The following is a 24,817-nucleotide window of genomic DNA, read 5'->3' on the forward strand; positions in this document are numbered from 1 at the left end:
GTGCCGCACGCGCAACCCCAACCACCCCACCCGGGTACCCACTTAGGCAACGTGCCCAGCCCCACCAGGGGCGCGAGGAACAGCGCGAACAACCCCCCACCGGCCCAGGCAGGCGCAGCGCACCGCAAACCACCCCACCCGGGGGCGCTGATCTACAAGCCGCCGCACAGGCATGGGGCCCAGCCCCACCAGGGGCGCGAGGAACGGCGCGGGCACCCCCCCACCGGCCCAGGCAGGCGCAGCGCACCGCAAACCACCCCACCCCGGGGCTCCGGGAAACCCGGGGAAAGGCCGCCCCCGGGCCCCGGGAGGAGAGCAGCCGGCCCACCCGGCCGGAGAGTGCCCAGAACCGCGCCGGAGGCGGAACTGTACTGGTTCGGCCACGAGTTACTGCCCGTCAGCCACCCGCTCCTCCACCCGGATACCATCGTGCCCCGTTCGTCTACCGGGGGGTGCCGACCATCGCCAGCCACGATGACGCCAGTCCGCTCCAGCCGCTCGGTCCTCAGGACCCGCGCGACCAGGCCGGATACCGGCTCCTCGCCAGAATCGGCGAGGGCGGCATGGGCACCGTCTACCTCTCCCACACCCGCGGCGGACAGCCCGTCGCGCTGAAGGTGATCCGGCGCGAGTACGCGCAGAACGAGGAGTTCCGGCGGCGGTTCCAGCAGGAGGTGCAGGCGGCCCGGCGGGTGCAGGGCTACCACGTGGTGCCGGTCGCCGACCACGACACCACCGGCGACCCCCCCTGGCTGGCCACCACCTACGTGCCCGGTCTGCCCCTGGACGAAGCGCTCACCCGGCACGGCGCCCTCCCGATGCCCGCGGTGCTGCAGCTCGTGGGCTGCACCGCCGAGGCCCTGCGGGCGGTGCACGCCGCCGGCGTCATCCACCGTGACCTGAAGCCCAGCAACATCCTGCTCGCGGCGAACGGCCCGTGGGTGATCGACTTCGGGATCGCGCGGGCGGCCGACTCCACCCAGCTCACCCGCAGCGGCGGCCTCATCGGCACCCCGCAGTTCATGTCGCCCGAGCACGCCAACGGCCTCGAACTCACCCCCGCCACCGACCTGTTCTCACTCGGCCTGATCGCGGCCGTCGCCGCCACCGGCCGCCACCCGTACGGGACGGCCGGTGCGATCACCCTCGCAGCGAAGATCGCCAACACCGCGTTCCGCCCGCCGGACCTGTCCGGGTACCCGGACGTCCTGCGCCCCCTGCTCGAACGCTGCCTGGCCGCCGAACCCGGCGACCGGCCCTCGCCGGCCGAGCTGAGCGCCCTGTGCGAGCAGGCCGCCGGGCGGCCGCTTCGGGAGTTCGCGGGCTGGCTGCCCGGGCCGTTGGCGGCGGACATCGCCCACCACGAGGAGGCTGCCGCCCGCCCACCGCAGCCGGAGGGGCCGGCCGGGCTCGGCACCGGACCGGTGGCCGGTCCGACGGTGCCCGACGCCCCGCCCTCAGCGCCCGCAGCGCCCTCAGCCGCGCCGCCCGCCGCGCCGTCCGTCATACCGGCACCGCCCGCTCAGCCCCCGTCCGCGGGGACGACGGGCGCGCCGGCCGCCGCGACGACGGGCATGTGGACCGCGGGAACGGGTTCGCCCACGGCGCCGCCCCCGTCGGCCTACGGGCCGCACACCTTCCCGACATACCCGCCCGGAGCCGCCGGGCAGGGCACCGGCCCGCTCGACCCGCTGGGACCCGGCGGCCAGGCGGCCGGTGCCGCGGCCGGCTCGAACGGCCGTATCCGCAAGGTCGTGGCGATCGGCGGCATGGTCATCGCCCTGGTCCTCGCCGTGACCCTGACCTACGCCCTCGCCCGGCAGTCGGACGGTGACGGCGCCTCCGCGGACGGCCGCCACGCGACCACCGGCGGCACCGGCGCGACGACGCCCGCGCAGGCCACCACCACGCCCGCCACCCAGGCGCCGCCCACGACCGACGACGGCCAGTCGTCCGGCGGTCCCTCGGCCGATCCCACCCAGGCCGGCAGCGGCACGCCCGAACTGCTCGTCAAGGACCGCAAGTTCGTCCTGCGCTCGCCCGCCTTCAACACCGGCACGCACGTCGACCTCGACAAGGCCACCGCCGACCCCAACGGCGGCATCGGCGACACCAAGGGCTTCGAGATCGAGTACCAGGACTGGTCGGGCAGCTCGATGCGGTTCCTGACCACGTTCGGCAAGTCGGAGGGGACGTCGTTCGACGCCTGCCGCGCGGGTGTCGGTGCCGACGCGCTGCCCGGCGAGATCTACAAGAACGACCTGGACGCCGACAAGTACTTCACCAAGGGCACCGTGCTGTGCACGATCACCAGCGACGGCAACCTGGCCATGCTGCAGATCACCGGCGAGACCCCGTCCGACGACACCAGCATGACCGCTCCCATGCCCAGCTACACCACGCTGCTCACCGTGTGGCGGCTGCCCGACGCGCAGTCGCCGTCCCCCGGTTCCGGCTGACGGGTACCCGACCGGAGCTGCGGGTCCGGGTACCGGTCGAGGTGAAGCACAAAGGGGCGGGCCCCACACCGTTGGGTGTGGGGCCCGCCCCTTGCACGTGGTCGGCGGTGGCCGCCGTCCGCCGGCTCAGCGGTGTGTGCGCAGCAGCGTGCGGAACGTCCGCATCGCCACCGACAGGCTCGCCAGGTCGAACTCCTCCGCGCCCTGGATCTCCTCCAGGGTGGTGCGGGCCCGGCTGACCAGCCCGGAGTTCTGCTCCTCCCACGCCTGGTAGCGCTGCTCGGGCGAGGACCCCGGCGCTCCGGCGCTGAGCACGTCCGCGGTGAGGGCGGCGTGCGCGGCGAACAGGTCCTCGCGGATCGCGGCCCGCGCCATGGACTGCCAGCGGTCGTCCCGGGGGAGCTGGATGATCCGGTCGAGCAGCTGGGTGATCTGCAGCCGGTGCGCCAGGTCGAAGTAGACCTCGGCCACGTCCAGCGCGCTGTTCCCGGTGCGGTCCGCGACGTCCACCACGTCCAGGATCGGGAACGCGGCGGAGAAGCCCGCGACCCGCGTGGCCAGCTCCTCCGGCACCCCGGCCCCGGTCAGCTCGTCGTGCACCGACTGGTACCAGGCCAGGTCTTCGCCCTGGAGCAGCTTCGGAAGCTGCGCCCAGACCGTGGCGACGCCCTCGGCGAAGAAGTCGATGGTCTCGGCGATCTGCAGCGGCTGAAGTCGGTTGTTGAGCAGCCAGCGGGTGGCGCGCTCGACCAGCCGCCGCGCGTGCAGCCGGATCCGGGTCTGGACGTCGGCCGGCACCACGTTGTCCAGCGCCTCCACCTCGTCCCAGATCGGCCCGAGGTGGAAGATCACGCGCGCGGCGGTGTGCGCCCGCACGATCTCGTCCGTGGTGGCCCCGATCTCCTCCCGGAACCGGTGCAGGAAGGTGGTGCCGCCGCTGTTGACCGTGTCGTTGACCAGCACCGTGGTGACGATCTCGCGGTGCAGCGCGTGGGTGTCGATCGCCTCGGCGAAGCGCTCGCGCAACGGCACCGGGAAGTAGGCGTGCAGCAGCGAGCGCAGGTAGGGGTCGTCGGGCAGGTCGGTCTGGATCAGCTCGTCGGCGACGGTGATCTTCGCGTAGGCGAGGATCACCGCCATCTCGGGCTGGGTCAGGCCCTGGCCGGCGGCGGCCCGCTCGCGGATCTGCCGGTCGGTGGGCAGGAACTCCAGGGCCCGGTCCAGGCGCCCGTCGCGCACCAGGCGGCGCATGAACCGCTGGTGGGCGCTGAGCAGGCTGTCGGCCTGCGCCATGCTGTTGGCCAGGGCGACGTTCTGCGCGTAGTTGTTGCGCAGCACCAGGTTGCCGACCTCGTGGGTCATCTCGGCCAGCAGCGTGTTGCGCTGCTTGACGGTCATGTCGCCGTCCGCGACCACGCTGTTCAGCAGGATCTTGATGTTGACCTCGTGGTCGGAGGCGTCCACGCCGGCGCTGTTGTCGATCGCGTCGGTGTTGATCCTGCCGCCGGTGCCGTCGGGGCCGCCGGTGCGAGCGAACTCGATGCGCCCGAGCTGGGTGAAGCCGAGGTTGCCGCCCTCGCCGACGACCTTGACCCGCAGCTGCGAGCCGTCGATCCGGATCGCGTCGTTGGCCTTGTCGCCGACATCGGTGTGGGTCTCGGTCGACGCCTTCACATAGGTGCCGATGCCGCCGTTCCACAGCAGATCCACCGGGGCCTGGAGGATCGCCTTCATCAGCTCGGCCGGCGTGATCTTGGGCGCCTTGGTCTCGATGCCGAGGGCCGCCCGGATCTGGGAATTGATCGGGATGGCCTTGGCGGTGCGCGGGAAGACACCGCCGCCGGAGGAGATGAGCGAGGTGTCGTAGTCCGCCCACGAGGAGCGCGGCAGCTCGAAGATCCGGCGCCGCTCGGCGTAGGAGGTGGCGGGGTCCGGGTTCGGGTCCAGGAAGATGTGCCGGTGGTCGAACGCGGCGACCAGCCGGATGTGCTCCGACAGCAGCATGCCGTTGCCGAACACGTCACCGGACATGTCGCCGACGCCGACGACCGTGAAGTCCTCTTCCTGGGTGTTGTGGCCGGTCTCGCGGAAGTGCCGCTTCACCGACTCCCAGGCGCCGGAGGACGTGATGGCCATCTTCTTGTGGTCGTAGCCGACCGAGCCACCGGAGGCGAACGCGTCGCCGAGCCAGAAGCCGTAGGAGACGGCGACCTCGTTGGCGATGTCGGAGAACGAGGCGGTGCCCTTGTCCGCCGCGACCACCAGGTAGGTGTCGTCCTCGTCGTGCCGCACCACGTCCTTGGGCGGGACCACGTCGCCGCCGACCAGGTTGTCGGTGATGTCGAGCAGACCGGAGATGAACGTCTTGTACGACGCGATGCCCTCGGTCAGCCAGGCGTCCCGGTCGACCGCCGGGTCGGGCAGCCGCTTGCCGACGAAGCCGCCCTTGGCGCCGACCGGCACGATGACGGTGTTCTTCACCATCTGCGCCTTGACCAGGCCCAGCACCTCGGTGCGGAAGTCCTCGCGGCGGTCGGACCAGCGCAGACCACCGCGGGCGACCTTGCCGAACCGCAGGTGCACGCCCTCGACGCGCGGCGAGTACACCCAGATCTCGTACGCCGGGCGGGGCGCCGGGAGGTCCGGGATGGCCTGCGGGTCGAACTTCATCGACAGGTAGGCGTGCGGCAGGCCCTCGGCGTCGCGCTGGAAGAAGTTGGTCCGCAGCGTCGCCTTGATCAGGGTGAGGAACGACCGGAGGATGCGGTCCTCGTCGAGGCTCGCGACCTGGTCGAGGGCGCCGTCCAGCTCCTCCAGGATGCCGTCGGTGAGCTCGCTGCCCGCACGCTGGTGGTCGGGCGACAGCCGGGCCTGGAAGAGGTTGACCAGCAGCCGGGTGGTGTGGACGTTGTTGCGGAGGGTGTCCTCCATGTAGTCCTGGCTGAAGGTCGAACCGGCCTGGCGCAGGTACTTCGCGTAGGCGCGCAGCACCATGGCCTGCCGCCAGTCCAGACCGGCGCGCAGGACCAGGGAGTTGAAGCCGTCGTTCTCCGCGCGGTCGGTCCAGGTGGCGGCGAACGCCTCCTGGAACCGCTCGCGGGCGTCGTCCCCGAGGTCGCCCAGCGCCGGGTCGAGCCGCAGACCGAAGTCGTAGACCCATGCCCGCGTGTTGTCGACGCGCCGCAGCTCGTACGGCCGCTCGTCGACGACCTCGACACCGAGGCGCTGCAGCACCGGCAGCACCGCGGACAGGGAGACGGGGGCGCCGGTGCGGTAGATCTTGAAGCGGCGCTCCTCCGGCGCGGCCCCGACCGGCTCGTAGAGGCTGAGCGTGAAGTCGTCGTCGCCCAGGCTCTCGATGTGCTGGAGGTCGGCGACCGCGGCGCGGGGGCTGAAGTCGGAGCGGTAGCCGTCGGGGAAGGCCTCGGCGTAGCGGCGGGTCAGCTCGGCGGCCCGCTCCTCGCCGCACTCGGCGGTGAGCGCCTCGGCGAAGCCGTCGCTCCACGACCGGGTGGCCTCCGACAGGCGGCCCTCGATCCGCTCGACGTCGGCGTCGGTGATCACCGGGAGCGCCGTGCCGGGGTCGACCCGGATCACGAAGTGCAGCCGGGACAGGATCGACTCGGTGTTCCAGGCGGTGAAGTCGGCGCTGTGGCCGCCCAGTTCCTCCTGGAGGATGCCGGTCAGCCGGAGCCGGACCGCGGTGGTGTAGCGGTCACGCGGCAGGTAGACCAGGGCGGAGAAGTAGCGGCCGTACTCGTCCTGCCGCAGGAACAGGCGCAGTTTGCGGCGCTCCTGGAGGTACAGCACGCTGGTGGCGATGGACCGCAGCTCGTCGACGGGAGTCTGGAACAGCTCGTCGCGCGGATAGGTCTCCAGGATCTGCAGCAGGTCGCGGCCGTCGTGGCTCTCCGGCGAGAAGCCGGCGCCGTCCAGCACTTCCTCGACCTTGCGGCGGATGACCGGGACCCGGCGCACCGACTCGGTGTAGGCCACCGAGGAGAACAGACCGAGGAACCGGCGCTCGCCGACCACATTGCCCTCGGCGTCGAACTTCTTGACGCCGACGTAGTCCAGGTAGGAGGGCCGGTGCACGGTGGAGCGGCTGTTCGCCTTGGTGAGGATCAGCAGCTTGCGCTCACGCGCCTTGGCCCGCGAGTCGGGCGACAACCGGCTGAACGACGGCGAGTTGGGGTGCCCGGGATTGGTGGTGTCGGCGCTCGGGTGCACCGGGTCCGAACGCAGGATGCCCAGTCCCGTGCCGGGGATCGCGACCAGGACGTCCTCGTCCCCGTCCGGGCCCGACTCGGTGATCAGCTCGTACTCGCGGTAGCCGAGGAAGGTGAAGTGGTTCTCGGAGAGCCAGCGCATCAGCTCCCAGGCCTCACCGGTCTCCTGCTCGGGCAGCGGCGGCGGGGTGGCGGCCAGCTCGTCGGCGATGGACAGCGCGGCCTGGCGCATCTTCGACCAGTCCTCGACGGATTCGCGCACGTCGGACAGCACGCGGCGCAGGTCCGCGGTGATCTCCTTGAGGTCGGCGCGGTCGGTCTCGCGGTCGATCTCGACGTGGATCCAGGACTCGACGAGCACGTCGTGCGGCAGCTGCTCCTCGTCGGGGCTGCAGGCCGCGGAGCCGAGCACCTCCAGGAGTTTGCCGGTGACGTCACGGCGTACCTGGAACTGGGGGTGGACGACGACGTGGATGGACCGGTTCGCCTGGGTGAGGGCGTTGGTGACGGAGTCGACGAGGAACGGCATGTCGTCGGTGACGACCTCCACGACGGTGTGGCTGCTCTGCCACCCGTTCTCCTCGACCGACGGTGTGTGCACCCGGACGTTCGCGGTGCCCTGTGGCCGCGTCTCCGCGAGCCGGTAGTGCGAGACGGCTGCTCCGAAGACGTCGACCGGGTCGCGGTCCACCAGGTCCTCGGGTGCGCTGTGCAGGTAGTAGCACTTGAGGAACGCGGTCAGCGCCTCTGAGTCGAGGCCCTGGCCGGGAAATCCCCCCGCCGGGCTGTTCTCACCGACCCGGGCTGCCCGTTCCAGCAGCTCGGCTTTGGCTTCGTCCAGCTTGGTCTGCATGTCCTCTGACTCCTGTCGCGCGCCATTGCGTGACGTCGGGTGATGGCACGTCGCACCGTGACGCGGGGTTGCCGCTACGGGACGACGCTATGCCGGAAAAGGGGTTCGTCGTGCCCTTAGGCACGCATTCGCCCCGGGTGCACGGATCAACAGTGATCACACCGCTCAGGCTATCGCTCCGGCCGGGGTGGCTGTCATGCGCCGACTTCGTACAAATGCACCGCACAGCTTTGGCCCGATTGGACAGAAACCGGGGTGCCGCAGTTCAGCCGGCTATGCGTTCTGCCTGGTGAACGGCCTCGGCGAGGGTGTCGACGACCGGGACGCCGGCCGCCTCCAGAGCGGCCCTGCTGTGCGAGCCGCCGGTGTAGAGGACTGCCTGTGCGCCCACATGTTCGGCTGCCGCGGCGTCGTCCAGGGCATCGCCGATCACCACGACCGACCGGGCGTCGGTGATGCCGAGGGCGGAGAGATGGCGGGCCATCTGTGCGGCCTTGCCGTCGGTCGAGGAGTCGGTGCGGCCGTCCACCCGCTGGAAGTGCCCGCTGATGCCGTGCGAGGCGACGACCGGGACCAGACGGTCGTGCGGCGCGAGCGAGCACAGGGACTGGGTGAGTCCGGCGGCGCTGCGCGCGGCCAGCAGGTCGGCGGCCCCTTCGGCCAGGCCGCAGGTCTCCGCCAGCGTCCAGTAGTGCCGGTGGAAGGAGGCGTCCATGACCTGCCACTCGGCGTCGGTGGGCAGCCGTCCGATGAGCCGCTCGTAGAACAGCGGAACCGGGACGCAGTACGTCTCGCGGTACCGCTGAAGAGTGATCGGGGGCAGGCCGATCTCGCCGAAGGAGGCGTTGGTGGCTTGGACCACCGCGTCGATGTCGTGGAAGAGGGTGCCGTTCCAGTCCCACACCAGGTGCGCGTTCACAATCCGAAAGGTACCCGCGAGGGCCCCCAGCCCGTTCTGCCCCTGTGGATAACTCCGGCGAGGGCCCCGCGCCGCGGCGGCCGGACGCCGAATTCCTGCGGAAACCGCAGGTCAGGCGATCAGGTTCGGGATCTCCTGCGTCGCGTACCAGAGCAGTTCATGGTCCTCGGCGCCGTCCACCGTGAACTGGGCGTCGTCGTCGCCGGCGTCCGCCGCTCCGAGCGCGTCCGCCGCGGCGCTCACGTCCTTCTCCGCGTCGTCGGCGTCGACATGTACCGCGGCCGCCTCGCCCAGCGGCACCTCACGGGTCAGCCGCACCTCGCCGAGCGCCGCGGGGTCGAGCCCGCGGTCCGGGTCGTGGCGCACGGCCTCGTCTGCCACGTCGACGGCGACGACCACGCGCCGCCGCCGCACGTCCGGGTTCACCGCCAGCAGCCGCAGCGACGCCTGCGCCGCACGCGTCAGCGCCGCGTACTCCAACTCCTCCAGGTCGTCCGAGACGTACCACTCGCGCAGCGCCGGGGTCACCGCGTAGGCGTCCAGGGGCGCGGGCCCCATACGGCCCGCCGCGTGGGCTTCGGCGAGCGCCGGGAGAGTGGTCGGAATATAGACGCGCATGGCGTGAAGCATACGTGCGCCACCACCTAGATAGGTGAATCTCGCGGCGGTCCGCTGCGGCGGCGCCGGTGCTTGCCCGGGGCTCCCCCGGCCCCCTACAACCGGCCTCGCAACCCGGAAATGATCTTTGGGGGTCACCCGTGCACGAGACCACGACACCACCGCAGCCCCGCCCGGTCCCCGGCCGCGATCCAGGGGCCCTCCCGGCCGGTCCCGCGGCCCGCAGGCCGGTCCGCACCGCACCGCCCGGCCGCAGGGACACCCGGCGTCCCGGCGCCCGTCCCGGGGCCGCCGCACGCCCCGCGTCACGCCCCCTGCCGCCGCACGTGTGGTTCGCCGGCCGCCTGCTGGAGGTGCTCACCGGCCGGCAGCCGCTGACCTGCCTGGCCGGCCGGGTCAGGGACGAGGCGTACCAGCGGCTGTGGGAGCTGCAGGCCGCCCGCGCGGACTGGCGCCGGCAGGCCCGCGGCCGTACCCCTTACGTGTATCGCTGCCGGTACTTCCGCACGGCCGGCGGAGCGCTGGAGGTCACCGCGGTGGTCGCCCTCGACGAGGACGTCTTCCGGGCCCTGGCCTTCCGCCTGGAGCCCGGCGACGCGGACTCCGGAGCCGGATACGGCCACCGGCGCTGGCGCTGCACCGAGGTGGCGGCCAGGTGACCCCCGCCCCTGCGCGGTCGGGCGCAGAAGCGGCGGGGAGGCGGCGGGGAGGCGGCAGCAGGGGCGCGGCGGAACGCCTCGGGGCCGGGCCGACAGCGCCGGCCCGGCCCCGAGCCGGTGGACGAGGGGTGGCTGCCGCGGCAGCCCCCGGTCACTTCTTGCGGCGACGACCGCCCTTGGCGGCGCGGCGGCGCTCGGCGCGGGTCAGACCGTCCGAGGCCTCCTCGGCACCGTCCGCGTCGACGCTGGAGAACTCGCCCTGGACGACACCGCCCTCACCGTCGACCGACGGCGCGGAGAACTGCAGCCGGTCGGCACGCTTCGGCGCGTCCAGGCCCTTGGCGCGGATCTCCGGGCGCTCCTTGACCAGCGACGGCGGCGCGTCGTGGATGTCGGTCTCGGCGGCGGCCACGGGGACCTCCTCGACCTGCTGCTCGACCTGGACCTCCAGGTTGAACAGGTAGCCGACGGACTCCTCCTTGATGCCGTCCATCATGGCCGTGAACATGTCGAAGCCCTCACGCTGGTACTCCACCAGCGGGTCGCGCTGCGCCATCGCGCGCAGGCCGATGCCCTCCTGGAGGTAGTCCATCTCGTAGAGGTGCTCGCGCCACTTGCGGTCCAGCACCGAGAGCACCACGCGCCGCTCCAGCTCGCGCATGATCTCCTCGCCGAGCTGCTTCTCGCGCGCCGCGTACTGCTCGTTGATGTCGTCCTTGACCGACTCGCCGATGAACTCGGCGGTGATCCCGGCCCGGTCGCCCGCCGCGTCCTCGAGCTCGTCGATGGTCACGGTGATCGGGTAGAGCTGCCGGAAGGCGCCCCACAGCCGGTCCAGGTCCCAGTCCTCGGCGAAGCCCTCGCGGGTCTCGGCGTCGATGTAGGCCTCGATCGTGTCGTCCATGAAGTGCTGCACCTGCTCGCGCAGGTCCTCGCCCTCCAGGACCCGGCGGCGCTCGCCGTAGATGACCTCGCGCTGCCGGTTGAGCACCTCGTCGTACTTCAGGACGTTCTTGCGGATCTCGAAGTTCTGCTGCTCCACCTGCGACTGGGCGGAGGCGATGGCGCGGGTGACCATCTTGTTCTCGATCGGCACATCGTCCGGCACGTTGGCCATGGACATCACGCGCTCGACCATCTGCGCCTTGAACAGACGCATCAGGTCGTCGCCCAGCGACAGGTAGAAGCGGGACTCGCCCGGGTCGCCCTGACGGCCGGAACGACCGCGCAGCTGGTTGTCGATCCGGCGGGACTCGTGGCGCTCGGTGCCCAGCACGTACAGGCCGCCGAGGTCCTTGACCTCCTCGAACTCCGCCTTCACGGCCGCCTCGGCGCGCTCCAGCGCCTCCGGCAGCGCCGCGGCCCACTCCTCGACGTGCTCGACCGGGTCCAGGCCGCGCTGCCGCAGCTCCGCCTCGGCGAGGTCGTCGGGGTTGCCGCCGAGCTTGATGTCGGTGCCACGCCCGGCCATGTTGGTGGCGACGGTGACGGCGCCCTTGCGGCCGGCCTGCGCGACGATCGTCGCCTCACGGTCGTGCTGCTTGGCGTTCAGCACCTCGTGCGGGATGCCGCGCTTGGACAGCTGCGCCGACAGGTACTCGGACTTCTCGACGGAGACGGTGCCGACCAGGACCGGCTGGCCCTTCTCGTGCTTCTCGACGATGTCCTCCACGACGGCGGCGAACTTCGCCTCCTCCGTGCGGTAGATCAGGTCGGCGCGGTCGACACGCGCCACCGCGCGGTGCGTCGGGATCGGGACGACACCGAGCTTGTAGATCTGGTGGAACTCGGCGGCCTCGGTCATGGCCGTACCGGTCATGCCGCAGAGCTTGTCGTACAGACGGAAGAAGTTCTGGAGGGTGATCGTGGCGAGGGTCTGGTTCTCGTCCTTGATCTCCACCCCTTCCTTCGCCTCGATCGCCTGGTGCATGCCCTCGTTGTAGCGGCGGCCGGCGAGGATACGGCCGGTGTGCTCGTCGACGATCATGACCTCGCCGTCCATGACGACGTAGTCCTTGTCGTTCTTGTAGAGCTCCTTGGCCTTGATCGCGTTGTTGAGGTAACCGACCAGCGGGGTGTTGACCGACTCGTAGAGGTTGTCGATGCCCAGCCAGTCCTCGACCTTGGAGACGCCCGACTCGTGGATGGCGACGGTGCGCTTCTTCTCGTCGACGTCGTAGTCCCCGGTCTCCTCCTTGCCGATGGCGCCGGCCTCGCCGCGGTTCAGCCGCTTCACCAGACGGGCGAAGTCGCTGTACCACTTGGTGGCCTGGTCGGCCGGGCCGGAGATGATCAGCGGGGTCCGGGCCTCGTCGACCAGGATCGAGTCGACCTCGTCGACGATCGCGAAGTTGTGGCCGCGCTGGACCAGTTCGTCCTTCGACCAGGCCATGTTGTCCCGGAGGTAGTCGAAGCCGAACTCGTTGTTGGTGCCGTAGGTGATGTCGCAGGCGTACTGCTCGCGGCGCTCGGCGGGCGACATGTTGGCCAGGATGCAGCCGACCTCCAGGCCCAGGAAGCGGTGCACGCGGCCCATCCACTCCGAGTCGCGCTCGGCGAGGTAGTCGTTGACCGTGATCAGGTGCACGCCCTTGCCGGAGATGGCGTTGAGGTATGCGGGCAGCGTGCCGACCAGGGTCTTGCCCTCGCCGGTGCGCATCTCGGCGACGTAGCCCAGGTGCAGCGCGGCACCACCCATGAGCTGCACGTCGTAGTGGCGCTGGCCCAGCACGCGCTTGGCGGCCTCACGGACGGTGGCGAACGCCTCGGGGAGCAGGTCGTCGAGGGACTCGCCCTCGGCGTAGCGCTCCTTGTACTCGTCGGTGAGGGCCCTCAGCTCGGCATCGGTGAGGTTGATGAAGTCCTCTTCGATGGAATTCACCTGGTCCGCGATGCGGTGCAGCTTGCGCAGGATCTTGCCTTCACCTGCACGCATGATCTTGCTGATGACGGACACGTAGGCTGGCTCCTTGCCGGTCGGGCCTGGCGCGGCTTCCGCGCTGGGCACAGCGGGGATCGTGATGTATAGGCCCGCTGCAACGGCCATCGTAAGCGAGGAGAGCATCGGGCCGGGAGGCCCGGCGGCGGCAAAACGGTTTTCCGCCGGGCTGGGGCCTCCGCGATACTCGGCGCCATGGAGCCGATCACCCTCACGACCGACCGTCTGACACTGCGCCCGTTGACGTCCGCGGACGTCGACGCGGTGGTCGCCGCCTGCCAGGATCCCGAGATTCCGCGCTGGACCTCCGTGCCCTCGCCGTACACGCGCGAGCACGCGTCGGAGTTCATCGAGCGGATCTGCGGCGACGGCTGGCGTGAGGACTCCCTCTACAACCTCGGGGTCTTCACGCGCGAGGGCGGCCTTCTCGTCGGTTCCATGGGTCTGCTGCGGCTGGGACAGCTGGCGGCCCCGCAGCTCCAGGCCGAGCTCGGTTACTGGACCGCGAAGGAGCAGCGCGGCAAGGGCTACACCGCCGAGGCCGCACGCGCGGTCTGCGCCTGGGCCTTCGAGTCGCTCGGGGTGGAGCGCATCGAGTGGTACGCCGAGGCGGGCAACGAGGGCTCGCGCGCGGTGGCGCGCAAGGTCGGCTTCGTGATGGAGGGGACGATCCGGTCCAAGGTCGTGTACCAGGGAACGCGCCGGGACGCCTGGGCCGGCTCCCTGCTGCCGTCGGACTGGGACCGCCCGACCGCCACCCCGTACCTGCCGTACCCCGCCTGACCGCCCCGTCCCACGGCACGCCGCCTGACCGCACCCGGCCTGGCCCCGCCCGGCTTCGCCGACGGCGTTTCCCCAGGTCGGGGGCGTTGTCAGTGGGCGGATCTACGCTTGCCGGTATGACGCTCGTGCAGCCGCCCCAGGTCACTCTGTCCGCAGACGAGGCCCGCAGGATCGTCCTGCGGGCCCAGGGTTTCCTCGGCGCCCCCGACCGGCGGGCGGGGACCCGCGGAGTGCTGCGGAGTCTGGGCGCGGTCCAGCTGGACACCATCTCGGTGCTGGCCAGGTCGCACGAGCTGATTCCCTACGCGCGGCTCGGGGCGGTCGGCCGGCAGGCGGTGGAGCAGGCGTACTGGACGGACAACCACGCCTTCGAGTACTGGTCGCACGCCGCCTGCATCCTGCCGATCGAGGAGTGGCCGCACTTCGCCTTCCGGCGGCGGGCCCGGCGGGCGCGCGGCCACCGCTGGCACGTGATGGCCGACGCAGAACGCTCCAGCGCCGCGGTGCTGGACCGGCTCAAGGCCGACGGCCCGCTGACCTCCACCCAGCTCGGCGGCGCCAAGAACGGCGGCCCCTGGTGGGACTGGTCGGAGACCAAGATCGCGGTGGAGTGGCTGCTGGACACCGGTGACGTGGTCTGCACACAGCGCCGCGGCTGGAAGCGGGTCTACGACCTGGCCGAGCGCGCGGTGCCCGACGAGCTGTTCCACGACGACATCGACGACCGGGAGTGCATGCGCCGCCTCGTCGCCCAGGCCGGAGCGGCGATGGGCGTGGCCACCCGCGCGGACCTCGCCGACTACCACCGGCTCAAGGGCGAGCAGGTGACGGCGGTCATAGAGGACACCGGCCTGGTCCCGGTGGAGGTCGAGGGCTGGGGCAAACCGGCGTGGGCGGACCCCGCGGCGCTGGCGAGCGAGCCGCGCGGCCGGCACCGCACCACGCTGCTGTCGCCGTTCGACTCACTGGTCTGGGACCGGCCCCGCACCGAGCGGATCTTCGGCTTCACGCATCGGCTGGAGGCCTACACGCCCAAGGAGAAGCGGATCCACGGCTACTTCGCGATGCCGCTGCTGGCCGGCGGCCGGCTGGTCGGCCGGATCGACCCGGCGCGCGAGGGGCGCACCTTGATCGCCCGGCAGGTGTCACTGAACGGCCCGAAGGCGGTGCAGCCCGCCGCCGACGCGATCGCAGAGGCGGCCGGCTGGGTGGGCTGCACGGACGCCCGGGTCGAACGGGTGCTGCCCGAGACCCTGCGCGACCCGCTGGTCGCCGCCGTCAAGCAGACGCACGACCGCCGCTGACGGCCCGCTCGGCGGGAGCGGTTCCTGGAGATCGGCCGGCCAGGGCGGTCAGCGGATCTCCAGGATCTTCTCGCGCATCGCGTAGACCACGGCTTCCATCCGGGAGTGCAGCTGCAGCTTCTCCAGGATGTTGCGGACGTGGTTCTTCACGGTGTTCTCGCTGATGAAGAGCTCTTTGGCGATGTCACGGTTGTTCAAGCCGGTCGCGACGAGCTTGAGCACCTCCAGCTCCCGGTCGGTGAGCTTGGGCGCGGGTAGCAGCCGCCGCTCGTCGGTGCGCTGGATCATCGACTTGAACTCGGTCAGCAGCTTCGACGCCATCGACGGGCTGATCTGCGACTGGCCGTCGGCCACCGCCCGGATCGCGGTCGCCACCTCGTCGGTGGAGATCTCCTTGAGGAGGTAGCCGGTCGCTCCGGCCTTGATGGCCTCGTAGAGGTCGGCTTCCTCGTCGCTTATGGTCAGCATGATGATCTTGGCGCTGGGGGCGACCTCCTTGATGGAGGTGCACGCCTCGATGCCGCCGCGGCGCGGCATGCGCACGTCCATCAGCACGATGTCGGGCAGCAGATCGGCGGCCTTCTCGACGGCTTCCGCGCCGTCGCCGGCCTCGCCGACGACCTGGATGTCCTCCTCCTGGGCGAGCACGATCTCCAGGCCGCGCCGGAACAGCGCGTGGTCGTCCACGACGAGCACCCTGATGGGTTCGGCGGGGGTCTGGACGGCGGGCGCGCCGTACGGAACCGGGCCCCGCTCGCCGGGGCCCCCGTGTTCGAAGTCCGGCATCAGATCCTCCCCCTCAGACCGGAGTTGAGCACTGCCGGCCCAGCATTTCACGTCACCGCGTGCTGGTGCCCCCAGGACGGACCCGGGGGCACCAAATGCCTTCCTCCTGCCGGTCGGGTTCAGCGGTGCAGCGCGCCGCCGGCCCCCGCCGGTGCCTCCGCTCCCGTCTCGTCGGCGTTCAGATGGATCACGCCGTAGTCATAGCCGTGCCTGCGGTAGACGACGCTCGGCTGCTTCGTGTCACTGTCGACGAAGAGGTAGAAATCGTGCCCGACCAGTTCCATCTCGTACAGAGCCTGGTCGAGGGCCATCGGCGTCGCCACGTGCGTCTTCTCCCGGACCACCAGCGGACCTTCGCCCTGCACCTCGAGCGAGCCGATCTTCGTGGTGGGCACTTCCTCCGGGGCGGAGTCCACGGCCAGCGTGCCGTCGCCGTTCAGGCGGGCCGCCTCCGGCACCGCCGAGGCGACCTCGGCCGCCGGGATCCGGCGTACACCCCGACGGGTGTGCCGCTTGCTCGCCGCCTTGCGCAGCCGGGCCTCCAGCTTGGTGACCGCGACGTCGAGAGCGGCGTACGGGTCGGCCGCAGAGGCCTCCGCACGAACCACGGGGCCGCGGCTGTTCAGAGTGATCTCCACCCGGTCGCAGCGGTCCGCCTGCCGGGGATTGAGCTCCTTGGACACCTCGACGTCGAGGCTGATCACCTTGCCGTCGAGCTTCTGGATCTTGTCCAGCTTCTCGGCCACGTGCTTCCGGAACCTCTCGGGCACCTCGGTCTTGCGGCCCTTGACGACGATGTCCACGCAGAACTCCGTTCCCGGATCACCCCAGTGCCAGGGGCGATCCCTTTACTGAAGGCCGAGCCGGGCACCAGCCCGACCGGCGCTGCGTTAGCTGCCGCTTCACCGCCCCAGGGCTTCCGGGTGCCGCGAAGCTGCGGCTTTCACCTCCTTCTGCCCCACTGGGAAGATCAACACCCCAGGTGTCCGCTTCCCTCTTCCCCGAACATAGTCCCGGAGTGTGGCTGTCGGCATCCCCAACGACGGCATACCTCCCTTCGGATGAACTCCCCCCTCTCCTACCTGCTGTGATGGGCATCCGGGTGGACTTCCGGATCCCGCGGTCCGGCCACCACCGCCGCTCCGGTCACCCGTCCGCCGGCCACAGTCACGGCCCGAGCCGCCACGGTCAGTGACGATCCTGTGGTCATCAGATCGTCCACCAGAACGACCGGCGCGGCCGTCAGCAGCCCCCGGGAACCGCCCGCCGCCGCCATGGCGCCGGACATGTTCACTAGCCGGCCGGACCCGCTCAGCGCCGTCTGGTCGGCGACCGGCCGCAGCAGCCGCAGAACGCCCGCAGCCCGCGCCTGTACGCCCTGCCGCCGCAGCTCGCGTGCTGCTGCCCGGGCCATCCGTGCGGTGGCGTCGTGGCCCCGCTGAGCCACCGCACGCCGGGCCGACGGAACGGGCACCAGCAGCAGCGGCCCGGCCGCGCCCATGCGCCGCACCGCCCCGGCCAGCGCCGCGCCCAGCGGCCGCGCCAGGCCCAGCGCACCCCGCTCCTTGTGCGCCAGGACCACCGCCCGCACCTCGTCGCCGTACTGCCCGGCGGCCCAGACCGGTGGCAGCCCCTGCGGCTCCGGCACCGGTCGCACCTGCCGTGCCGAGGCCGCCCCGCCCAGCAGCCCCTCACACCGCCCGCACAGGTCTGTACGCGGACGCCCGCAACCCGCGCAGTCCACCGGCAGGACCAGTCCGGTGATCTCCTGCCACCAGCCCCGCATGACTCCACTCTGCCCGCGGCCGCGGGCCCGCCACCAGTCACTCTTTCGAGGCTGTGGACAACCCGGCGACGGCGTCTGAGCAGCCGGTGCCGCCGCAAGGGGAGGGGCGCGACAGGAAGCGGCCGCACCGCAGGCCGGGCTTCGGTCGAGCGGGCCTCGGCGGGTCGAGACCCGACGGCCGGATCCGCGGCCGCCGGGCCGTCAGCCCGGGTAGACCGGGCTGACGCCCTTCGGAGCGATCTGCTTCCAGTTGGTGTCCGCGGGCAGCAGGTACACGCTGCCGTTGTAGGCGGCCAGCAGCGGCCGGCTCTGGTCCTCCGAGGCGGCCACCGAGGCCGCCTCGCTGACCCCCTGGAGCGCCGCACCGGCCGAGCCGTCCGTGCTCATGTACGCGATCTGCTGGACGCCGGACTGGTTGGCCAGCACCACCAGACGGCTCGCGCCCGCCCACGCCACCGAGACCACGTTGTCGTCCGAGGGGAGGACGCGCAGCCCGGTCACGGAGAACGTCGGGTGCTCAGGCGTCCCTCCGCGCTGGACACGGCCGATCTCCAGGCTCGACACGCCCTTCTGGGTCACGATCAGGGCGATCCGCACGCCGTCCGAGGCGACCTTCAGGGACTCGATCCGGCCCGACTGATGCGGCATCGACACCGGCGCAGCGGGGCCCCGGCCGCCCACCAGCACCTTGAGCTGCGACGGCCGGCTGCTGCGGTCGGCCACCCACAGGTCCCCGAGCCCGTCCCAACTGGGCGCGCTCAGGCCGTTCTTGGCGTCGGTGGCGGTGCTGGTCAGCACGGCCGACGGCATCGAGTCACCGCCCGTCAGGGACGCGACGACCAGCTGACGCCCGCCGTTGCGCACCCCTGCGGCGACCTGCTCGTCACGGCGGACGGCGACCGACTCCAGGCCGGCCTTGTCCCCGCCGAACGGCCCGGCCACCGCCCCGGCGGTCAACTGCGTGGTCGTGGTGCTGTCCCCGGCGAGTTCCATCAAGCGGTGCGAGCTGTCGGACCGGATGTAGTACTGCCGCGTCGTCGACCCGACCAGATTCTCCGGCCCGTACGCCTCGGCCTGCGCGCTGGGCAGGTTGCAGGCCGTCGTGCCGTTCGCGTGCTGGATCTCCGCCGACGACAGTTTGGCCGACGCCTGAGCCTGCACGGTCGCGAAGAGCTGGGCCGCCAACTGGACGCAGCGCTGCCCGCGGAGCCTGTCGGCCTTGTGGTCCAGACGCACCGTCAGCTGCTGCGAGTCGTCCAGGGACACGCCGTGGTCCGGCCCCGCGCCGTCCAGCCGCACACCGGCGGGCGCCGCGGTGGTCACCACCGGCCGCAGCCAGTCGGTGGGACCGTCGAGCAGCGCGGACACCGTGGACTCCAGCGAGTCATTCTGGTTGCGCAGGTAGACCGGGTCGGCCACGAGCGTCTGGCTGCCGCCGCCGGAGCCGCGCCCGTCCGGGCCCAGATCGGCGAAGTAGTACATATTGACCGAGTGGTATATCCGCTGGAAGTCCGACTGGGACAGCGCCAGACCACCCGGCAGCCCGTCGATCCGCCACTCGCCGCTCTGCTTGACCAGGCCGAACGACGCCTGGAAGTCGTCCCTGCTCGACGGATCCTGCGCCGGCAGGTAGCCGTGCTTGGTGTCGACGGTCGCCACCTGGGTGCTGGTGACGGTCACGGTGGAGTACCCGTCCGGGTGGCTGGTCCCGACCGTCTCGACCGGCTGCGCCAGCCCGGAGACGATGGTGATCTTGCCGAAGGGATCCCACCCAGTGGACGCGTGTTTGGTCAGGTACTTCTTCGCCGTCGAGAAGTTCGCCTCACCACTGGTGGTGGCCTCCAGGAAACCGCTGACGATCTCCTGAGGCGACTCACCGGGATGCGGCGGGATGCCGAACACGCGCACCTGCGAGTCGGCGTCGGCCCGCTGACCGTCCCCGATCTTGCGGACCTCGCCGCTGCTGGGCATCGAGGCACAGCCCGCGAGCAGCAACGTCACACCCAGCGGCAGCACGCCGTGCAGCAGCCGTCGCCGGCCCCCCAACGCACCCATCAGACGTCGTCCTCCCGCGCTGTTCCCTTGTGCCCCACGACGCGTGAGCCGCTTCCCGGCAGCGCCGCCGGGTCGGCGGCCGGCGGACGCGCCTGCACGCTCGGCATCGGCGGTATCGCGGGCATCGGTGTGCCGTTCGCCAGGGCGTCGCGGCTCGCGAAGCCCTGCGGCGGCACGTCGCCGCCACCGCTGCGCGGCATCGGCACCGCCGCCTGCGAGGCGCCGGGCCTCCCGGGCAGGCCCGAAGTGGACAGACCGCGGTTGCGGCGCGAGTCCTCCGGCTCCAGCGGGATCGGGGATCCCCGCAGGCTGTCGCCTGCGGTCCTCGGCAGCGTCATCCGGAACTGCGAACCGCCACCGGGCTCGCCCCACGCCTGGAGCCAGCCGCCGTGCAGCCGTGCGTCCTCGACCGCGATGGACAGGCCCAGGCCGGTGCCGCCGGTCGTGCGGGCACGCGCGGGGTCGGCGCGCCAGAACCGGTTGAACACGCGGGTGGCCTCACCCGGCTTCAGTCCCACGCCGTAGTCGCGGACGGCCACGGCGACCGCGCCGTCGGCCGTCGCGAGCCGGACGACGACGTCCCGGCCATCACCGTGCTCGATCGCGTTGACCACCAGGTTGCGCAGCACCCGCTCCACACGGCGCGGGTCGGCCTCCGCTATCACCGGCAGGGCTTCACCGCGTATGACCACGCGGCTGCCCTTGCGCTCGGCGAGCGGTTCCGCGGCTTCCACCACGCGCCGGACGACCTCGCGCAGGTCTATCGGCTCCGCGGCCAGCTCGGCGGCGCCGGCGTCGAACCGGCTGATCTCCAGCAGGTCGGACAACAGCGACTCGAAGCGGTCCAGCTGGTTCTGCAGCAGCTCGGCCGACCTGGACGTCGCCGGGTCGAAGTCCTCACGGGCGTCGTGGATGACGTCCGCGGCCATACGCACCGTGGTCAGCGGCGTCCGCAGTTCGTGCGAGACGTCGGAGACGAAGCGGCGCTGCATCCGAGACAGGTCCTCCAGCTGCTGGATCTTGACCTGGAGGTTCTGCGCCATCTTGTTGAAGGACTCGCCGAGGCGCGCGATGTCGTCCTCGCCGGTGACCTGCATGCGTTCCTGCAGCCGTCCGGCCGCCAGCCGCTCGGCGATGCCGGCGGCCATCCGGACCGGGGTGACCACCTGTCTCGTCACCAGCCAGGCGATCGCGCCGAGCAGCACCACCACGAAGATGCCCGCGGTGGCGAGGGTGCCCTTGACCAGGCCGAGCGTCTTCTGCTCCTGGTCGAAGGGGAACAGGTAGTAAAGCTGGTAGGTCGTGCCGTTGATGTCCGTCAGCCGCTTGCCGATGGCCAGCGCCGGCTTCGGCGCATTGCCGTCGTCGGTGTAGACCGTCGTGTACTGCTCGAGCGCACCGGTGTGCGCCTCGACGGAGTCGCTGAGCGAGCGGGGGATGCTCGCCTCGGGGAGGATGCTGCCCGAGCCGCGCGGCCCGCGCGCGTTGACACTGCCCTCACCGAGCTGCTGCGCGTCGCCCGCGCCGGGGCTCAGCGTCGCGATCCAGTACACGCCCTTGCCGCCGCTGGCGAACTGCTGGACCAGGTTGTTCAGCCAGGTGCCGGAGTCGATGCTGCCCTGAGGCGTGCCCGACCCGGAGGCACCACGTGACTGGCTGCCCTTGTCCGCCATGCTCTGGGCGATGGAGAACCCGCTGATCGCCTGGTTCTCCGCGGCCTTCTCCTTGGCGTCGAGCAGGCCGTTCTTGACCTGCCCGATGACCACGAAGCCGAGCAGCAGCACGACGCCGACCGACATGAGCAGCGTGAAGGCGACGACGCGCAACTGGAGGTTCCGCCGCCACAGCCGGACCGCGGGCTGCAGCGGACGTCGTGCCCAGCGCACGCACGAGCGGATCACCGGCAGCAACCCCTGCATGGGGTCGACCAGCCGGCTCTCCAGACGCTCGCGCTCGTACGATGCGCTCATGTCAGCCGGGTCCGGCCTTGTAGCCGACACCTCGGACCGTCACGACGATCTCCGGGCGCTCGGGATCCTGCTCCACCTTCGAGCGCAGGCGCTGCACATGCACGTTGACCAGGCGGGTGTCCGCGGCGTGGCGGTATCCCCAGACCTGCTCCAGCAGCACCTCACGGGTGAACACCTGCCACGGCTTGCGGGCCAGCGCCACGAGCAGATCGAACTCCAGCGGGGTCAGCGCGATCGGCTGGCCGTCACGCTTGACCGAGTGACCGGCCACGTCGATGACCAGGTCACCTATCGCGAGCTGCTCCGGCGTGGGCTCCTCGGCACGGCGCAGCCGCGCCCGCACACGGGCCACCAGTTCCTTGGGCTTGAACGGCTTGATGACGTAGTCGTCCGCACCCGACTCCAGACCGACCACCACGTCCACGGTGTCGCTCTTGGCCGTGAGCATGACGATCGGCACGCCGGACTCGGCCCGGATCTGCCGGCAGACGTCGATGCCGTCCCTGCCGGGCAGCATCAGGTCCAGGAGCACCAGATCAGGCTTGGTCTCCCGGAATGCGGCCAGCGCCTTGTCACCGTCCGCGCAGAACGACGGCTCGAAACCCTCTCCACGCAGCACGATGCCGAGCATCTCTGACAGCGCAGTGTCGTCGTCGACGACCAGGACACGTCCCTTCATACCGACCATCATCCCATTTGCATATCGATGCTGGTGACCTTTGGTGATCGAGGTCACGCTACGCGACCATTGTCCACGGTTGTCCGCAGTTGCGCGCCGTTCTTTCACGGAGCCTGTGGACAACCGGGGGCGCGTCCTGCATCTCAGCCTGCCACATGTCTCTCACCTGCGGTTCTGGCCGCCGATCACTTTCCGCAGATCGAGGCCAGACCCTCCGGGGTGACCGGGGAGACCACCCCGTTCTCCGTCACGATCGCGGTGATGAGATCCGGTGGCGTGACGTCGAAGGCCGGGTTGTACGCTTGCGTGCCCAGCGGCGACGGGGCCAGGTCCGTGACCTCGCTGCCTGGCCGCTGCTCGACCTCGATCGAGGCGCCGTCGGGCGTCGCCAGGTCCACCGTGGTCACCGGTGCCACCACGACGAAGGGCACCCCGTGGTGGCGGGCCAGGACCGCCAGCGGATACGTGCCCACCTTGTTCGCCGTCGCGCCGTCGGCGGCGATCCGGTCCGCTCCCACCAGCACCACGTCGACCTCGCCCGCGGCGAAGAGGGATCCCGCCGCGGTGTCGGCCAGCAACGTGTACGGCATCCCCGCCCGGGCCGCCTCGTAGGCCGTCAACCGCGCTCCCTGCAGCAGCGGCCGTGTCTCGTCCACCCACAGCCGGCGCAGCTCGCCCGCACGGTGCAGGCCGGACACCACGGCCAGCGCCGTGCCCTCACCACCCGACACCAGCGCCCCGGTGTTGCAGTGCGTCAGGATCCGGTAGCCGCCGCCCGGCAGCAGTTCTCCCAGCAGCCCGGCGCCGTGCCCGGCCATCGCCGTGCTCGCCGCCGCGTCCTCTGCGTGCAGCGCCTTCGCCTCCGCCAGCACGGCCGCGGGCCCCCGCTCCACTCCGGCCTCCCGGTAGGCCGCGACGGCCCTGCGGACGCCGTACTCCAGGTTCACAGCGGTCGGCCGGGCCCGCGCCAGCAGCTCCGCCGCGTCTTCCACGTCATAGCCTCGGGCCGCGGCCAGCGCGACCCCGTACGCCCCTGCCAGCCCCAGCAGAGGAGCGCCACGGACGGCCAGCGACCGTATGGCGCCGACCAGGGCCTGGACGTCGGTGCACACCAGCTCGACCTCCTCGTGGGGAAGCCGTGTCTGGTCGAGCAGGACCAGGACCGGGCCCTCCGGCGGCTCCTCCCATCGCAGAGCGGGGATGGCGCCGTTGTTCTCCGGCCGTACATCGGACTGCGCGAGGTGATCACCCATTCCCTCAGTCTGCCCTGCCGGCCCGGCTTGACGGCAGGCCGTGGCACGATGGGCGCCCGTACAGCACCGCGTAGATCAAGCAACACGAAGGGGCAGCCTCCATGACCACCACTCCGGGCGGGACGCCCGGATCCTCCGACTCCTCAGAGCCGGACGACGGCGACAGCCCCACGACGCCCACTCCGTCCAACTCCCCCTCCCCTTCGACGTCCTCGACGTCCTCGACGGCACCGCGCATCCCCGAGCCGAGCGCTCCCGCGGACGACGCAGTGCAGGCGAACCCGGAGAACGCGCAACAGCCCACCGCCGGGAATCCCCCGGGCTGGGCACAGCACCAGCCGCCGCCCACCGAAGGCGGATGGGCCCGCTGGACGCCACCGCCGGGCGCTGTGAAGCCGCCCGCGCCGCGAGCTCCGCACCAGGGCGGTCCGCGCTGGGGACCCGCCGCGGGAGGCGCCCCCTACGCCGGCGGACAGCGGCCCGGCGGCTGGCAGCCGCACCCTGTCGCCTGGGGCATGCAGCCGCCGGCGCCGAAGCCAGGTGTCCTGCCGCTGCGGCCCGTCGGCTTCGGCGACATCCTCGACGGAGCGATCGCGACGCTGCGCCTCCACTGGCGGAAGGTCATCGGATTCACGGCCGCCATCGGTTTCGTCACCGAGACGGTCACGGTGGTGCTCGAGCACCGCTTCTCCGATTCCAGCCGTCTGAACGACCTGCGGAACAACCCTCGGCCGACCGCGAGCGACATCGTGCACGCGCTGAGCGGAACACTGGCCACGAGCGGACTCACCTTGCTGGTGACCATGTTCGCCTCGGTCATCACGACAGCGCTGATGGCCACGGTGGTCAGCCGGGCGGTTCTGGGACGCGACGTCACGACGTCCGAACTGCGCCGCGACGCACGCGAGGGGCTGCCGCACCTCCTCGGCCTCGCACTCCTGATGCCCCTGATCGCCTGCCTGACCATCGGCCTCGGATCGTTGCCCGGCGTGCTGATCGCCGCGTCCGGTTCGAAGGACGCCGGCGCTGCGCTGGGCCTGCTCGGCGGACTGGCCGGCGGCTTGGTGATGGTCTGGCTGTACATCCAACTGTGCCTGACGGCACCGGCGCTGGCATTGGAGAAGCAGGGTGTTCTGGCGTCCATGAAGCGCTCGTGGAAGCTGGTGACCGGCTCGTGGTGGCGTGTGCTGGGTGTCCAGCTGCTGGCCGTGTTCTTGGTCGGTATCGCGACGTCGCTCATCGCTCTTCCGTTCGTCCTGGTGGGCAGCGCGCTCGCCGGCGATGGCGGCGGCGGCCTCTTCGACGCGGGAAACGCGCCCAGTTGGACGTATCTCATCATCGCCGGCGTGGGCGGCACGATCGGCAGCGCGATCAGCCTGCCTCTCACGGCCGGCTGCACGACGCTGCTCTACCTCGACCAGCGCATCCGGCGTGAGTCGCTCGACATCGAGCTCATCAACGCCACACGAGAGAACTGACGGAACGACAAAAAGCCCCCGCCCCCGATTACTCGGGGGCGGGGGCTT

At 71.3% G+C, this 24,817-nt stretch carries 15 protein-coding genes and 1 pseudogene; 5 read left to right on the forward strand and 11 right to left on the reverse strand.

Annotated elements, in window-relative coordinates:
* Positions 1 to 452 precede the first annotated feature (452 nt).
* Positions 453 to 2,459 (forward strand): serine/threonine-protein kinase, encoded by a 2,007-nt coding sequence (locus K7862_RS34415; RefSeq protein WP_308012345.1) that lies wholly within the window; start codon positions 453 to 455, stop codon positions 2,457 to 2,459.
* 126 nt (positions 2,460 to 2,585) lie between these two features.
* Here K7862_RS34415 and K7862_RS34420 read toward each other — a convergent pair whose 3' ends face one another.
* From K7862_RS34420 to K7862_RS34430, 3 genes are all read right to left on the reverse strand, one after another.
* Positions 2,586 to 7,541, reverse strand: a complete 4,956-nt coding sequence (locus K7862_RS34420) for an NAD-glutamate dehydrogenase (RefSeq protein WP_222969222.1) — start codon at positions 7,539 to 7,541, stop codon at positions 2,586 to 2,588.
* A 265-nt stretch (positions 7,542 to 7,806) separates the two neighbouring features.
* Positions 7,807 to 8,460 carry an HAD family hydrolase gene (locus K7862_RS34425; RefSeq protein ID WP_222969224.1) on the reverse strand — a complete coding sequence of 218 codons (654 nt, stop codon included), beginning with the start codon at positions 8,458 to 8,460 and terminating at the stop codon, positions 7,807 to 7,809.
* Positions 8,461 to 8,571: 111 nt separating this feature from the next.
* Positions 8,572 to 9,078, reverse strand: coding sequence for a DUF6912 family protein (locus K7862_RS34430; RefSeq protein WP_222969226.1), 507 nt, complete (start codon positions 9,076 to 9,078; stop codon positions 8,572 to 8,574).
* Between the two features lie 326 nt (positions 9,079 to 9,404).
* Here K7862_RS34430 and K7862_RS38040 point away from each other — a divergent pair, with 326 nt between their 5' ends.
* The gene (locus K7862_RS38040) at positions 9,405 to 9,737 is read left to right on the forward strand and encodes an Rv3235 family protein (RefSeq protein ID WP_308012346.1); all 333 of its coding nucleotides are present in this window, start codon (positions 9,405 to 9,407) and stop codon (positions 9,735 to 9,737) included.
* A gap of 151 nt (positions 9,738 to 9,888) precedes the next feature.
* Here the strand turns inward: K7862_RS38040 and secA are convergent, their stop codons facing one another.
* Positions 9,889 to 12,693 carry a preprotein translocase subunit SecA gene (secA, locus tag K7862_RS34440; protein WP_222969230.1) on the reverse strand — a complete coding sequence of 935 codons (2,805 nt, stop codon included), beginning with the start codon at positions 12,691 to 12,693 and terminating at the stop codon, positions 9,889 to 9,891.
* 177 nt (positions 12,694 to 12,870) lie between these two features.
* Between secA and K7862_RS34445 the strand changes: the two genes are divergently transcribed.
* Both K7862_RS34445 and K7862_RS34450 read left to right on the forward strand, forming a co-directional pair.
* Complete coding sequence (locus K7862_RS34445) at positions 12,871 to 13,458, forward strand: GNAT family N-acetyltransferase (protein WP_222969232.1); 588 nt, start codon at positions 12,871 to 12,873, stop codon at positions 13,456 to 13,458.
* A gap of 116 nt (positions 13,459 to 13,574) precedes the next feature.
* Positions 13,575 to 14,762 (forward strand): winged helix-turn-helix domain-containing protein, encoded by a 1,188-nt coding sequence (locus tag K7862_RS34450; RefSeq protein WP_222969234.1) that lies wholly within the window; start codon positions 13,575 to 13,577, stop codon positions 14,760 to 14,762.
* A 48-nt stretch (positions 14,763 to 14,810) separates the two neighbouring features.
* Here K7862_RS34450 and K7862_RS34455 read toward each other — a convergent pair.
* The 7 genes and pseudogenes from K7862_RS34455 to mtnA all read right to left on the reverse strand — a co-directional run.
* A pseudogene (locus K7862_RS34455) lies at positions 14,811 to 15,473 on the reverse strand (response regulator); the annotation flags it as partial.
* A gap of 194 nt (positions 15,474 to 15,667) precedes the next feature.
* Positions 15,668 to 16,351 carry a ribosome hibernation-promoting factor, HPF/YfiA family gene (gene hpf / locus K7862_RS34460; RefSeq protein ID WP_222969236.1) on the reverse strand — a complete coding sequence of 228 codons (684 nt, stop codon included), beginning with the start codon at positions 16,349 to 16,351 and terminating at the stop codon, positions 15,668 to 15,670.
* 275 nt (positions 16,352 to 16,626) lie between these two features.
* On the reverse strand, positions 16,627 to 17,196 hold the full coding sequence (locus tag K7862_RS34465; protein WP_308012347.1) for a ComF family protein: 570 nt from the start codon (positions 17,194 to 17,196) through the stop codon (positions 16,627 to 16,629).
* A gap of 339 nt (positions 17,197 to 17,535) precedes the next feature.
* Positions 17,536 to 19,389, reverse strand: coding sequence for an LpqB family beta-propeller domain-containing protein (locus tag K7862_RS34470; protein ID WP_222969239.1), 1,854 nt, complete (start codon positions 19,387 to 19,389; stop codon positions 17,536 to 17,538).
* Positions 19,389 to 21,359: an MtrAB system histidine kinase MtrB gene (gene mtrB, locus K7862_RS34475; protein ID WP_222969241.1), complete on the reverse strand. Its 1,971-nt coding sequence runs from the start codon at positions 21,357 to 21,359 to the stop codon at positions 19,389 to 19,391. Before mtrB ends, K7862_RS34470 begins: the two co-directional genes overlap by 1 nt.
* 1 nt (position 21,360) lies before the next feature.
* Positions 21,361 to 22,050 carry an MtrAB system response regulator MtrA gene (gene mtrA, locus K7862_RS34480; protein WP_202452062.1) on the reverse strand — a complete coding sequence of 230 codons (690 nt, stop codon included), beginning with the start codon at positions 22,048 to 22,050 and terminating at the stop codon, positions 21,361 to 21,363.
* Positions 22,051 to 22,223: 173 nt separating this feature from the next.
* Complete coding sequence (mtnA, locus tag K7862_RS34485) at positions 22,224 to 23,291, reverse strand: S-methyl-5-thioribose-1-phosphate isomerase (protein ID WP_222969243.1); 1,068 nt, start codon at positions 23,289 to 23,291, stop codon at positions 22,224 to 22,226.
* A 515-nt stretch (positions 23,292 to 23,806) separates the two neighbouring features.
* Between mtnA and K7862_RS34490 the strand changes: the two genes are divergently transcribed.
* Complete coding sequence (locus K7862_RS34490) at positions 23,807 to 24,769, forward strand: DUF7847 domain-containing protein (protein ID WP_222969245.1); 963 nt, start codon at positions 23,807 to 23,809, stop codon at positions 24,767 to 24,769.
* Positions 24,770 to 24,817: the final 48 nt, after the last annotated feature.

The sequence above is a fragment of the Actinacidiphila acidipaludis genome (assembly GCF_019890725.1).
Taxonomy (GTDB): Bacteria; Actinomycetota; Actinomycetes; order Streptomycetales; family Streptomycetaceae; genus Actinacidiphila; species Actinacidiphila acidipaludis.